We start from the raw sequence: 13,137 nt of genomic DNA, 5'->3' as shown, positions 1-13,137 counted from the left end.
CATGAGCACGCATGCGACGCCCGAAGAAATTCCCATGCAGGACGACAACGGCCACGAGCTGGCCATCCGCGTGCGCGGGCTGGTCAACCGTTTCGGCAGCCAGACCGTGCATGAAGACCTGGACCTGGACGTGCGCCGCGGCGAGATCCTGGGCGTGGTCGGTGGCTCCGGTACCGGCAAATCGGTGCTGATGCGTTCGATCCTCGGCCTGCGCGTGCCCGATGCCGGGCAGATCGAAGTGCTCGGCCGCGACGCGCGTGCCGACGATGCCGAGAGCCGCCAGCACATCGAGCGCAACACCGGTGTGCTGTTCCAGGACGGTGCCCTGTTCTCCTCGCTGACCGTGGGCGAGAACGTGCAGGTGCCCTTGAAGGAACACCACCGCGAATTGCCCGAGCGCTGGCACTACGAACTGGCGCTGCTGAAAGTGAAGCTGGCCGGCCTGCCCGCCGATGCGATCAACAAGCTGCCCTCGCAGTTGTCCGGTGGCATGCGCAAGCGCGCCGGCCTGGCCCGTGCATTGGCGCTGGACCCGCCGCTGCTGTTCCTGGACGAACCGACCGCAGGCCTCGACCCGATCGGTGCGGCTGCATTCGACCGCCTGATCAAGACCCTGCAGGAAGCGCTGGGGCTGACCGTGTTCCTGATCACCCACGACCTGGACACGCTGTACGCGATCTGCGACCGGGTAGCGGTGATCGCCGACCGCAGGGTGGTGGCCAACGCACCCTTGCCTGACATCGAGAAACTGGATCATCCGTGGATCCAGGAATACTTCCACGGACCCCGCGCGCGCGCCGCGCGTGGCGAACAGATCGAGAGTGCCTGAGCCATGGAAACCAAAGCCAACTACGTGCTGATCGGCGCGTTCACCCTGATCACCGGCCTGGCCCTGCTGGCCTTCGGCCTGTGGGCCGCCAAGTACTCTTCCGACCGCACCTGGCAGGAATACCGCGTGGTGTTCCGCGAAGCGGTGACCGGCCTGTCTGTGGGCAGCCCGGTGCAGTACAACGGCATCGCGGTGGGCTCGATCACCGAACTGAACCTGGTACCGGACGACCCGCGCCAGGTGGTTGCGCGCATCCGCCTGAACTCCAACACGCCGGTCAAGACCGATACCCGCGCCAAGCTGGCGATCACCAGCCTGACCGGCCCGTCGATCATCCAGCTCAGCGGTGGCACGCCACAGTCGCCGGCGCTGACCACGGTCAACAAGGACCCGGCGCCGATCATCCCGACCACGCCATCGGCGCTGCAGAACATCACCGACGTCGCCAACCGCATCGTCGAGCGCATGGACCAGATTCTCAGCGACCGCAACGTGGCTTCGATCAACGCGACACTGGCCAACCTGGAAACCATCAGCGGTGGTCTGGCCGACCGTGACCAGGGCACGCAGGCGCTGCTGCTCAGCGCGCGCGACGCCGCCCGCAGCCTGGACACCACGCTGAAGACCACCAACGGAACCATCGAGCGCCTGGACAAGAACCTGGTGCAGCAGCTGCCGGGCATCATCGACAAGCTCGACGGCACTCTGGCCAAGCTTGATTCGGCCGCCGGCAACGCCGATTCGATCCTTGGCGAGAACCGCGCTGCCATCAACAGCTTCGCCAACGATGGCCTCGGCCAGCTGGGCCCGACGCTGACCGAACTGCGCGGCCTGATCCGCGACCTGCGCCGGGTCAGCGACCGCCTCGAGAACAACCCCGCGCGCTATCTGCTGGGCCGCGACGCACCGAAGGAGTTCGAACCCAAATGAGCCCGACCACCCTTCCGCGCCTGCTGCTGGCCGCTTCGATGGTCACCCTGCTGGGCGGCTGCTCCATCCTTGGCAGCAGCGAGAAAACCGCAGTGACGCTGTACTCGCCGTCCGTGCAGGTCAAGGCGGACCCGGCGTGGCCACAGGCCAGCTGGCAGCTGGTACTGGCCAAACCCAGCGCCGCGCGCATGGTCGACAGTCCGCGCATCAACGTGCGGCCGACGCCGTCGCAGCTGGAGATCTACAAGGGCGCCAGCTGGGCCCAGCCGGCCACCGACATGATCGAGGACACCCTGCTGCGCGGCTTCGAGGATTCCGGCCGCATCCGCGGCGTGGCCCGCAGCACCGCCGGCATCCGCGCCGACTACAAGCTGTCCACCGACGTGCGCCGCTTCGAATCGGACTACCAGGGACAGGCCACGCCGACGGTGGTGATCGAGGTCAACGCCAAGCTGATCCACGTCGCCGACCAGCGCGTGGTGGCTGACCGCACCTTCCGCCAGGCGCAGCCGGTCGACAGCACCGACGTACCGGCGGTGACCGCGGCCTTCGAGCGCGGCCTGCAGCAGCTGGCACAGGAGATGGTGGGCTGGACGCTGACCAGCGGGCAGGCCGACCAGCCGACCGTCGCGCGCTGATCGATCAGCGCGGCGTGATCCAGCGGAACGTCAGGTTGATCCGCTCGCCCTGCACCCGCGCCATCTTCGGCAGCGCGTGCTGATAGAACTGTTGGGTCTGACCGGCCATCACCAGCAGATCGCCGTGGCCGAGCAGATACTCGGCCTTCCGCGCCGGGTCATCGCGCCGGCGCAGCAGGAATCGGCGCGCCGTGCCCAGGCTCAACGAAGCAATCACCGGGGCCGGCCCCAGTTCCGGCTCGTCGTCGCTGTGCCAGCCCATGTAATCACCGCCGCCGCGATAGCGGTTCAGCAGCACGCTGTTGAAGCGGCCGAGGCCCTCCACCTGCAGGCGATCACGCATGGCCTGCAACGCGGGTGGCCACGGGTGCGGCACGAATTCAGCCCCCGAATAGCGGTAGCGCGCCTGCGGATCGCCGATCCAGCAGCTCAGCCGCGGCGAATCCACCCAGTTGCCGAACATGCGGATGCGGTGGACTTCCCAGGGGACTTCGGCCTGCAGCACGGACAGGAGCCGGTCGGCATCGGTCGCGGCCAGCCAGCCCGGCAGGTGCTGGACATCGGCATCGGGCAGGTCGTGAGGGAAAAGCATGGTGCTACCTGAGAATGGGGCGTCCCTGAGCCGGGCCGCCCCGGACCTTCAACCGTGAACGAACGCCACGCCCGTCTTTTCCTTCAACTCGTCATCGCTGACGCCCGGCGCCGCTTCCACCAGCAACAGGCCCTTGTCGGTGACGTCGAACACGGCCAGATCGGTGATGATGCGGTCGACCACGCCCACACCGGTCAGCGGCAGCGTGCATTCGGTCAGGATCTTGTGCTCGCCGTTCTTGGCGGTGTGCTCCATCAGCACCACCACGCGCTGCACGCCGGCCACCAGATCCATCGCGCCGCCCATGCCCTTGACCATCTTGCCGGGCACCATCCAATTGGCCAGGTCGCCCTTGTGGGTGACCTGCATGGCGCCGAGGATGGCCAGGTTGACGTGGCCGCCGCGGATCATCGCGAAGCTGTCGTGGCTGCCGAAGTAGCTGGCACCGGCGCGTGCGGTCACGGTCTGCTTGCCGGCGTTGATCAGGTCGGCATCGACTTCGACATCGGTCGGGAACGGGCCGATACCGAGCAGGCCGTTTTCCGACTGCAGCCACACATCCACGCCTTCGGGGATGTGGTTGGCAACCAGGGTCGGCAGGCCGATGCCCAGGTTCACGTAGGCACCATCGGTCAGTTCGCGGGCGGCGCGTGCCGCCATCTCATCGCGGGTCCACGCCATGTCAGTTGCCCTCCGCGCGGATGGTGCGCTGTTCGATACGCTTTTCAGGATGCGGGTTGTGCACGATGCGATGCACGTAGATACCCGGCAGGTGCACCTGGTCCGGATCGATGGCGCCGACCGGCACGACCTCCTCCACTTCCACGATGCAGACCTTGCCGGCCATCGCGCAGGCCGGGTTGAAGTTGCGCGCGGTCTTGCGGAACACCAGGTTGCCTGCTTCGTCGGCCTTCCACGCCTTGACCAGCGCGACATCGGCACGCAGCGCGGTCTCCATCACGTAGTGCTTGCCGTCGAACTCGCGGGTTTCCTTGCCCTCGGCCACCACCGTGCCGTAGCCAGTGGCTGTGAAGAACGCCGGGATGCCCGCGCCACCGGCACGCAGGCGCTCGGCCAGGGTGCCCTGCGGGTTGAATTCCAGCTCCAGCTCGCCGGCCAGAAACTGGCGCTCGAATTCCTTGTTCTCGCCCACGTAGGACGAGATCATCTTCTTGATCTGCCGGGTTTCCAGCAGCTGGCCCAGGCCGAAACCATCGACGCCGGCATTGTTGGAGATCACGGTCAGGCCCTTGGCGCCACTGTCACGCAGCGCGGCGATCAGGGCCTCGGGAATGCCACACAGGCCGAAGCCGCCCACGGCCAGCGTCTGGCCATCGGCGACCACCCCTTGCAGGGCCTCCGCCGCACTGGCGAAGCGCTTGCCGCGCTTGCCGGTGGAAGTCGATTGCTGCATTGCTGTACTACCCTGCACGTTGAGGATGACCGCATTCTAGCTGGAGGGCGGCGAAGGGCCTGGATGCGCCGCAGCATTGACGGAGCACCAGGCGGGCATTGGGTAGAATGGGCGATTCCACGCAGAAGGGTGCTTCAGCGCCTACGCCCCTCGATCTACGATGACGCCGACCTTCACAGACGAAGACCTGTTCCGCTGGATCGACGAATGGACACTGCAGAAGAGCGAGCAGTGCCTGGGTGGCGTGCGCAACCGGCAACTTCGCGATGGCCTGCTGACGGCCGAGGTACAGGGTTCGGCCAGGCATCCCTACTACGTGGAGATCGATCTGACGGCCAGTACGCGCACCGCGCGCAGCCGCCTGCAGAGTGCCTGTTCCTGCCCCGTCGGCCGCACCTGCAAGCATGTGGCGGCGGTGCTGGTCTCGTACATGCTGGATTCGCTTGCCATGGACGACGAGAGCCCCCTGACCGAACAGGACCTGGCGCAACCGCCGCGTCCTGAACTGCTGGCGGAGCTTTCGCGTTGGCAGAGCGCGCGGATCCGGCCGGCCCAACCACGCCGGAACGGTGTCATCTTCGAACTGTCCACCTACAACCACCACCCCGCCGTGCTGGTCCGGCGCGTCAAGTACGGGGCCGATGGTGCGATCAGCACGGGCAAGTGGATGGATATCACCGCGGACCTGCTGCTGGATCCTCCGGCCTATCTCACGCCGACTGATCTGGCGGTGATGATCCAGCTACGCACCCAGCGGCAGCCCGCGACGAAGGACGAATGGATCGACTTCGCGGCCACCCTGCAGTTGATCGTCTCCAGCGGCCATGGCTGGGTCTCCTGCGGTACGCACGGCGACGTGCCGGCCCGGTCAGGAGCTCCACGCCGCGGCGAACTGGGCTGGACCGTTGGCATGACGCAGGGCGCGACGCTGCTGGAACCCGCGTTGAGCGTGGAGGGCGGCGCCAGAGGCGTGGTCCTGGGCCGGAGTGCGTGCTATCTGGACCCGGTCACCGGCGAGGTCGGTCCGCTGCTGCTGGATGTCAGGGCCGAGGACGCCGACGCCTTCCTGAGCCTGCCCAATCTGTTACCCAACGAAGAAGCGGTGGTCGCACAGATGCTGCAACAGATCGACCCTGCCCTGCCGCGCCCCGGTGCAAGCGACACGCTGCCCACCCTGCAGATCAGCGCGATGATCCCCGTGCTGCGCCTGCATACGATTGAGTTCCGGCCGGCATGGCTCGGCCGCCGCGACCCGTCGCAATGGGCCGATATCGCGACCGTGGCCTTCGAGTACGACGAGCACGTGCGGTTCCTGGATGATCCGAGCCTGTTCGCACTCGATCCGGAGGGCCAGCTCGCCCTGCTGCCCCGTGACCTGGCTGAGGAATCACGGCGCGAGGCCGAGCTGCGCACGGTGGGACTGTATCGCGACACGGACCCGCGGGCGCCATTGGACGGCGCTGGCCCGCAGTTCCAGCTGCGCACCCATGACTGGACACGGTTCCTGCTGGATGACGTGCCGCGCCTGGAAGCCTTGGGCTGGAAGGTGGAGACGGACGACGACTTCCGCCATCGCATCACCCGGGTGGATGAGATCGACCTGGACATCCAGGCGGACCCGGCGGATGCGGGCTGGTTCAACCTGGGTCTGGACATCCAGGTGGAAGGCCGCAACGTATCGATGGTTCCGCTGCTGCAGCAGGTGCTGCAGTCCGATCCCCGCTGGATGCGTGGCCAGCTGGACGCCATCGGCGACGACGAGAACGTCCTGTTGATGGCAGGCGACAACACCCGCCTGGCACTGCGGGCCGCGCGACTGAAGCCGATCATGGCCCTGTTGGCGGACCTGTTCGCCCAGCGTGGCGCGCCGCTGCGCTTGTCAGCGCTTGACCGTGGCCGCCTGCAGGCACTGCAGGACACGGCGCGCCTGCAGTTCCGGGGCCGCAAGGATACCCAGGCGCTGGTGCAGCGGCTGATGCAGGCACCCGCACTGGGCGAAGTGCCGCCACCGGCGGGGCTGGTGGCAACGCTGCGTCCCTACCAGCTGGAGGGCCTGTCGTGGCTGCAGTACCTGCGCCAGCAGGGGCTGGGCGGGGTGCTGGCCGATGACATGGGGCTGGGCAAGACCCTGCAGACACTGGCGCATCTGCTGGTCGAGAAGGAAAGTGGCCGCCTGGACCGGCCGGCGCTGCTGGTGGTGCCGACCTCGCTGCTGCACAACTGGCAGAGCGAAGCGGCACGCTTCACCCCGGGCCTGCGCGTACTGACCCTGCACGGACCGGCACGTGAGGTGCTGTTCGAGGCGATCCCCGAGCACGATCTTGTACTGACCACGTATCCCCTGCTTTGGCGCGACGAGCAGGCGCTGCAGGCACATGCCTACCATCTGCTGATCCTCGACGAGGCCCAGCAGGTGAAGAATCCGAAATCGCGTGCGGCCGTCACCCTGCGCACGCTGCAGGCCCGCCATCGCCTGTGCCTGACCGGTACCCCGCTGGAAAACCATCTGGGCGAACTGTGGACGCAGTTCGATTTCCTGCTGCCCGGCCTGCTCGGCAGCGAAAAGCAGTTCAACCAGCATTGGCGCCATCCGATCGAACGCGGCAGCGACCACCGTCGCGCCACGTTGCTGGCGCAGCGTCTGCGCCCCTTCATCCTGCGCCGGCGCAAGGATCAGGTCGCGTCAGAGCTTCCGCCCAAGACCCTCATCACCCGCGCGGTGGAGATGGAGGGTGGCCAGCGTGATCTCTATGAAACCGTGCGTGCCGCGATGGAAAAGCAGGTGCGCGAAGCCATCAGCGGCAGCGGGCTGGCGCGCAGCCATATCGTGGTGCTGGATGCCTTGCTGAAGCTGCGCCAGGTCTGCTGCGATCCGCGCCTGCTGCCGGGCGACGCCCCTGCACGCAATGCCGGCTCGGCCAAGCTGGAGCTGCTGCGCGACATGCTGCCGTCGATGGTCGAGGAAGGCCGGCGGATCCTGGTGTTCTCACAGTTCACCGGCATGCTGGCGCTGATCGCGCAGGCGCTGGAGGAGCTCGGGCTGGCCTATGTGACGCTGACCGGCGACACCCAGGACCGGGCCACACCGGTGCAGCGCTTCATGCAGGGCGAGGTACCCGTGTTCCTGATCAGCCTGAAGGCCGGTGGCGTCGGGTTGAACCTGACTGCTGCAGACACCGTCATCCACTTCGATCCCTGGTGGAACCCGGCGGCCGAAAACCAGGCCAGTGACCGCGCCCATCGCATCGGCCAGCAGCAGCCGGTGTTCGTCTACCGGCTGATCGCCGCAGGCAGCATCGAAGAACGGATTGCCGAGCTGCAGGAACGCAAAGCCGTTCTGGCGGAATCGATTCTGGAAGGCGGCGGCAGCACGGGTCCACGCTTCAGTGAGGAAGACGTCCAGGCGCTGCTGGCGCCGTTGCCGGGCCTGCCGGCCAAGCGCACCCGCCGGCCAGGCCGACGATCGCCGCAGGCCTGATCCGTGGCGCCAGTCAGGTGGCGTTCTCCGATGGAAACGATTCCCAAACGGGACTGGGACTACAATTGAGGGCTGAGCTCACAAAGGATCTGATCGATGCCCCTGCCCGCCTTCAAGGCCTACGATATCCGCGGCCGCGTGCCGGAAGAACTGAACGAAGACCTGGCGCGCCGCATCGGCGTCGCCCTGGCTGCGCAGCTCGCTCCCGGCCCGGTGGTCCTCGGCCACGATGTGCGCCTGACCAGCCCGGCGCTGCAGGATGCACTGGCCGCAGGCCTGCGTGGTACCGGTCGTGAGGTGATCGACATCGGTCTGTGCGGTACCGAAGAGGTCTACTTCCAGACCGATCACCTCGGCGCAGCCGGCGGTGTGATGGTGACCGCCAGCCACAACCCGATGGACTACAACGGGATGAAGCTGGTCAAGGAGAACGCCCGCCCGATCAGCTCCGATACCGGCCTGTTCGCGATCTCCGATGCGGTCGCCGTCGATACGTCCGAGGCCCAGCCGCCACGCGCCGGGCAGACCGCCCAGCATGACAAGAGCGCCTATATCCGGCATCTGCTGAGCTACGTCGACGCCGCCAAGCTCAAGCCGCTGAAGCTGGTGGTCAATGCCGGCAACGGTGGTGCGGGCGCCATCGTCGACCTGCTGGCACCGCACCTGCCGTTCGAGTTCATCCGCATCTGCCACGAACCTGATGGCAGCTTCCCCAACGGCATTCCCAACCCGCTGCTGCCGGAAAACCGCGCCGCCACCGCCAATGCGGTGCGCGAACACGGCGCCGACTTCGGCATTGCCTGGGACGGTGACTTCGACCGCTGCTTCTTCTTCGACCATACCGGCCGCTTCATCGAGGGCTACTATCTGGTCGGCCTGCTGGCCAAGGCCATCCTGGCACGCAATCCCGGTGGCAAGATCGTGCACGACCCGCGGCTGGTCTGGAACACCGTGGAAATGGTTGAACAGGCAGGCGGCGTGCCGGTGCTGTGCAAGAGCGGTCACGCTTTCATCAAGGAAAAGATGCGCGCCGAAGATGCGGTGTACGGCGGCGAGATGAGCGCCCACCACTACTTCCGCGAATTCGCCTATGCCGACTCCGGCATGATCCCGTGGCTGCTGATCGCGCAGCTGATCTCCGAGAGCGGCCGCTCGCTGGCCGACTGGGTCGAAGACCGCATGGCGGCCTATCCCTGCAGCGGCGAGATCAACTTCAAGGTGGCCGATGCCAAGGCCGCCGTGGCCCGCGTGATGGAGCACTTCGCCGCGCGGTCGCCCGCGCTGGACCATACCGACGGCATCAGCGCCGATTTCGGCGACTGGCGCTTCAACCTGCGCAGTTCCAACACCGAGCCGCTGCTGCGCCTGAACGTTGAAGCCCGCGGCGACGCAGCGCTGATGCAGGCGCGCACCGACGAAATCTCCCGCCTTATCCAGCAGTAATCAAGGAAGATCATGAGCAACATCCAGCCCGTCATCCTGTCCGGTGGTTCCGGCACCCGCCTGTGGCCACTGTCGCGCGAGGCGTATCCGAAGCAGTTCCTGCCGCTGGCAGGCGAACTGACGATGCTGCAGGCCACCTGGCAGCGCGTCGCGCCCATCGCCACCCACGGCCCGTTGGTGATCGCCAACGAAGAGCACCGCTTCGTCGCTGCCGAGCAACTGCAGCAGGTCGGCGCCGAGCCGGCTGCCATCATCCTGGAACCGGTTGGACGCAATACGGCGCCGGCGATTGCGGTCGCAGCCCTGGAGGCCACCCGCGACGGCGCCGATGCGCTGCTGCTGGTGCTGCCCTCGGACCATGTAATCACCGATGAGGCTGCGTTCCGTGCAGTCGTGCAGGCTGCAGCCAGCGCTGCCGAGGCCGGCAAGCTGGTGACCTTCGGCATCGTGCCGACCGGTCCGGAAACCGGCTACGGCTATATCAAGGCCGCCAATGGGCAGGGCCTGCGTGCCGTCGAGCGTTTCGTCGAAAAGCCCGACCTGGACATCGCCACCGGCTATGTGGCCAGCGGCCAGTACTACTGGAACAGCGGCATGTTCCTGTTCAAGGCCTCGCGCTACCTGCAGGAACTGGAGCGCTTCCAGCCCGACATGCTGGCCGGCAGCCGCCAGGCCTGGCAGCAGGCCCGTCGCGATTCGGATTTCACCCGCCTCGACAAGGAGGCGTTCGCCACCGTTCCCTCCGATTCCATCGACTATGCCGTGATGGAAAAAACAGCTGACGCCGTGGTGATTCCGCTGGACGCCGGCTGGAACGATGTCGGCTCGTGGACCGCACTGCGCGATGTCTCGCATCAGGATGGCGATGGCAATGCGCATCAGGGTGACGTGATCGCGATCGACTGCCGCAACACCTATGCCTATGCACAGCGCCTGGTGGCACTGGTCGGCCTGGATGACGTGATCGTGGTCGAGACCGACGACGCGGTGCTGGTCGGCAAGGCCGACCGCATGCAGGAGGTCAAGACCGTGGTGGCGCAGCTGAAGGCCGACGGTCGCAGCGAGGCCACCTGGCATCGCAAGGTCTACCGCCCCTGGGGGGCCTACGATTCGATCGACAACGGCGAGCGTTTCCAGGTCAAGCGCATCACCGTCAAGCCCGGCGGTACGCTCAGCCTGCAGATGCATCACCACCGTGCCGAGCACTGGATCGTGGTCAGTGGCACCGCCGAGGTGACCCGCGGCGACGAGGTGATCCTGCTCAGCGAGAACCAGAGCACGTACATCCCGCTGGGCGTGACCCATCGCCTGCGCAACCCGGGCAAGCTGCCGCTGGAGCTGATCGAGGTGCAGTCCGGCAGTTACCTCGGTGAGGACGACATCGTGCGTTTCGAGGACACGTACGGGCGTAGTTGATCCGACGCCCTGCGGCGGGTGCCGACCGTTGGTCGGCACGTCGCCTACCGGGTCAGGCAATCTCCGCCATCACCCGCTTCAGCCCGTCCTGCCATGTCGGCAGCACGATGCCGAAATCCTGCTGCAGCTTGCGGTTGTCCAGCACCGACCAGGCCGGGCGCTTGGCCGGGGTCGGGTACTCGGAACTGGGAATCGCCTCGACGGTCGGCACCTTCGCCAACACGCCGGTCGCCAGCGCTTCGGCGAAGATCGCCTCGGCGAACCCATGCCAACTGGTCTGGCCGCTGGCCGTCAGATGCCAGGTGCCGGACAGCTGCCCCGGATGCTGCAGTGCCTGCGCGGTGACATCAGCGATCAGCGCAGCCGGTGTCGGCGTGCCGATCTGATCGGCTACCACACGCAACTGGTCGCGCTCGGCACCCACCCGCAGCATGGTGCGCAGGAAATTGGCGCCATGCGAGGCGTACACCCACGCCGTGCGGAAGATCAGATGGCGGCCACCGGCAGCGCGCACGGCCTCTTCGCCATCACGCTTGCTGGTGCCATACACACCCAATGGCGCGGTCGGCTCGTCTTCGCGGTAGGGCGTGGTGCCCTGGCCATCGAACACGTAGTCGGTGGAGTAATGCACGAAGGGCACGCCGTGCGCCGCACACCAGCGCGCGATCACGCCCGGCGCCTGCGCATTGGCGGCGAAGGCGGCCTCGGCATCCTGCTCGGCGCGATCGACCGCCGTGTAGGCGGCCGCGTTGACCACCACCGATGGCTGCAGGCGATCCAGCAATGCCGGCAGGCTGTCGGGCTGGCCGAAATCGGCGGTTTCGCAGGCACTTCCGTCGGGCAGTTGCCCGCTGCGGGTAGTTGCGACCACCTTGCCCAGCGGCGCCAGCGCGCGCAGCAGCTCCTGGCCGACCTGGCCATTGCCACCGAACACCAGAACGGTCATGGCACGTAGACCGGCAAGCGATCTTCAGCGATGTCCTTCAGGAAGGGCGCGTTCTCGTCCTTGGCCGACAAGGTCGGTGCGCTGACCGGCCAGTCCACCGCGATATCAGCATCGTTCCAACGGATCCCCGCATCCGCTTCCTTGACATAGACATCGGTGCACAGGTAGCTGAACAGCGCACGTTCGGAGAGCACGGCAAACCCATGCGCGAAGCCTTCCGGAATCCAGAACTGCTTCCTGTTTTCCGCACTCAACACCACCGCTTCCCACTGGCCGAAGGTCGGCGAGCCACGACGGATGTCCACGGCGACGTCATAGACCTCGCCCTCCAGCACGCTGACCAGCTTGCCCTGCGGGCGCGGCCACTGGTAATGCAGGCCACGCAGCACGCCCTGTGCGGACGTCGATACGTTGCTCTGCACGAAACGGTCCGGCAGGCCCAGTGCAGCGAAGCGCTCAGCATTCCAGGTTTCGAAAAAATAGCCACGCGCATCGCCAAACACGGCCGGCTCGATGATCTTGCAGCCGGGAAGCTTGGTTTCAATCACTTTCACGGAACGACTCCACGCAGCGCGAGTTTATGCAGGTACTGGCCGTAGCCATTCTTGATCAGCGGTGCAGCCAACGCTTCCAGCTGTTCGGCGCTGATCCAGCCCTTGCCGAAGGCAATTTCTTCCGGGCAGCACACCTGCAGGCCCTGGCGGGTCTGGATGGTCTCGATGAAGTTGGAGGCTTCCAGCAGCGACTGGTGGGTGCCCGTGTCCAGCCACGCATAGCCACGGCCGAGCGCTTCCAGGTGCAGGTTGCCCTGGGCCAGGTAGCGCTTGTTGAGATCGGTGATCTCCAGTTCGCCACGCGGCGACGGCTTCAGTTCGGCCGCGTAATCGCTGGCGTTGCCGTCGTAGAAATACAGGCCGGTCACCGCATAGTTCGAGCGCGGGTTCTCCGGCTTCTCCACCAGGTCGATGACCTTGCCGCTGGTGTCGAACTCGGCCACGCCGTAACGTTCTGGATCATTGACCCAGTAGCCGAACACGGTCGAGCCATCCACGCGCTCGTCGGCACGCTTGAGCACTTCGCGCAGGCCGTGGCCGTGGAAGATGTTGTCACCCAGCACCAGGCAGCTCGGCCTGCCGGCCACGAAATCGCGACCGATCAGGTAGGCCTGCGCCAGCCCATCCGGGCTCGGCTGCATCGCGTACTGGATGTCCATCCCCCACTGCGAACCGTCGCCCAGCAGCTGCTGGAACAGGGCCTGCTCGTGCGGGGTATTGATGATGAGCACTTCACGGATACCCGCCAGCATCAGCACGCTGAGCGGGTAATAGATCATCGGCTTGTCGTACACCGGCAGCAGCTGCTTGCTGACGCCCTTGGTGATCGGATAAAGGCGGGTGCCGGAACCACCGGCGAGGATGATGCCCTTGCGCTGGGTCATGGTGTCTCCTGGG

12 protein-coding genes are annotated in these 13,137 nt (G+C 66.4%); 6 read left to right on the top strand and 6 right to left on the bottom strand.

Annotated elements, in window-relative coordinates:
• The first annotated feature begins 1 nt into the window (after position 1).
• The 3 genes from ACZK3J_RS02770 to ACZK3J_RS02760 are packed head-to-tail and all read left to right on the top strand — an operon-like array spanning position 2 to position 2,397.
• Positions 2 to 829, top strand: coding sequence for an ABC transporter ATP-binding protein (locus tag ACZK3J_RS02770; protein WP_478476399.1), 828 nt, complete (start codon positions 2 to 4; stop codon positions 827 to 829).
• Between the two features lie 3 nt (positions 830 to 832).
• Positions 833 to 1,759 carry an MlaD family protein gene (locus ACZK3J_RS02765; protein ID WP_014035909.1) on the top strand — a complete coding sequence of 309 codons (927 nt, stop codon included), beginning with the start codon at positions 833 to 835 and terminating at the stop codon, positions 1,757 to 1,759.
• Complete coding sequence (locus ACZK3J_RS02760) at positions 1,756 to 2,397, top strand: ABC-type transport auxiliary lipoprotein family protein (RefSeq protein WP_100437844.1); 642 nt, start codon at positions 1,756 to 1,758, stop codon at positions 2,395 to 2,397. The genes ACZK3J_RS02765 and ACZK3J_RS02760 overlap by 4 nt, the downstream gene beginning before the upstream one ends.
• A gap of 4 nt (positions 2,398 to 2,401) precedes the next feature.
• On the opposite strand, the gene ACZK3J_RS02755 is transcribed toward ACZK3J_RS02760, so the two are convergent.
• The 3 genes from ACZK3J_RS02755 to ACZK3J_RS02745 are packed head-to-tail and all read right to left on the bottom strand — an operon-like array spanning position 2,402 to position 4,403.
• The gene (locus tag ACZK3J_RS02755) at positions 2,402 to 2,989 is read right to left on the bottom strand and encodes an alpha-ketoglutarate-dependent dioxygenase AlkB family protein (RefSeq protein ID WP_100437843.1); all 588 of its coding nucleotides are present in this window, start codon (positions 2,987 to 2,989) and stop codon (positions 2,402 to 2,404) included.
• A gap of 48 nt (positions 2,990 to 3,037) precedes the next feature.
• On the bottom strand, positions 3,038 to 3,670 hold the full coding sequence (locus ACZK3J_RS02750; protein WP_478476398.1) for a CoA transferase subunit B: 633 nt from the start codon (positions 3,668 to 3,670) through the stop codon (positions 3,038 to 3,040).
• 1 nt (position 3,671) lies between these two features.
• The gene (locus ACZK3J_RS02745; RefSeq protein WP_012509993.1) at positions 3,672 to 4,403 is read right to left on the bottom strand and encodes a CoA transferase subunit A; all 732 of its coding nucleotides are present in this window, start codon (positions 4,401 to 4,403) and stop codon (positions 3,672 to 3,674) included.
• A gap of 160 nt (positions 4,404 to 4,563) precedes the next feature.
• Here ACZK3J_RS02745 and ACZK3J_RS02740 point away from each other — a divergent pair, with 160 nt between their 5' ends.
• The 3 genes from ACZK3J_RS02740 (at position 4,564) to ACZK3J_RS02730 (ending at position 10,740) form a co-directional block, all read left to right on the top strand.
• The gene (locus tag ACZK3J_RS02740; RefSeq protein ID WP_478476397.1) at positions 4,564 to 7,881 is read left to right on the top strand and encodes a DEAD/DEAH box helicase; all 3,318 of its coding nucleotides are present in this window, start codon (positions 4,564 to 4,566) and stop codon (positions 7,879 to 7,881) included.
• 96 nt (positions 7,882 to 7,977) lie between these two features.
• Positions 7,978 to 9,324, top strand: coding sequence for a phosphohexomutase domain-containing protein (locus tag ACZK3J_RS02735; RefSeq protein ID WP_049424911.1), 1,347 nt, complete (start codon positions 7,978 to 7,980; stop codon positions 9,322 to 9,324).
• A gap of 12 nt (positions 9,325 to 9,336) precedes the next feature.
• Positions 9,337 to 10,740, top strand: a complete 1,404-nt coding sequence (locus tag ACZK3J_RS02730; RefSeq protein WP_107432746.1) for a mannose-1-phosphate guanylyltransferase/mannose-6-phosphate isomerase — start codon at positions 9,337 to 9,339, stop codon at positions 10,738 to 10,740.
• Between the two features lie 52 nt (positions 10,741 to 10,792).
• Here ACZK3J_RS02730 and rfbD read toward each other — a convergent pair whose 3' ends face one another.
• The 3 genes from rfbD to rfbA are packed head-to-tail and all read right to left on the bottom strand — an operon-like array spanning position 10,793 to position 13,124.
• Complete coding sequence (rfbD, locus tag ACZK3J_RS02725) at positions 10,793 to 11,686, bottom strand: dTDP-4-dehydrorhamnose reductase (protein WP_107432745.1); 894 nt, start codon at positions 11,684 to 11,686, stop codon at positions 10,793 to 10,795.
• Positions 11,683 to 12,240, bottom strand: a complete 558-nt coding sequence (gene rfbC, locus ACZK3J_RS02720) for a dTDP-4-dehydrorhamnose 3,5-epimerase (RefSeq protein WP_100437838.1) — start codon at positions 12,238 to 12,240, stop codon at positions 11,683 to 11,685. The genes rfbD and rfbC overlap by 4 nt, the downstream gene beginning before the upstream one ends.
• On the bottom strand, positions 12,237 to 13,124 hold the full coding sequence (gene rfbA / locus ACZK3J_RS02715) for a glucose-1-phosphate thymidylyltransferase RfbA (RefSeq protein WP_478476396.1): 888 nt from the start codon (positions 13,122 to 13,124) through the stop codon (positions 12,237 to 12,239). The genes rfbC and rfbA overlap by 4 nt, the downstream gene beginning before the upstream one ends.
• Positions 13,125 to 13,137 lie beyond the last annotated feature (13 nt).

It is taken from the genome of Stenotrophomonas sp. 86428_Sma (genome assembly GCF_056481585.1).
This window is presented reverse-complemented; position numbering and strand designations above follow the sequence as displayed.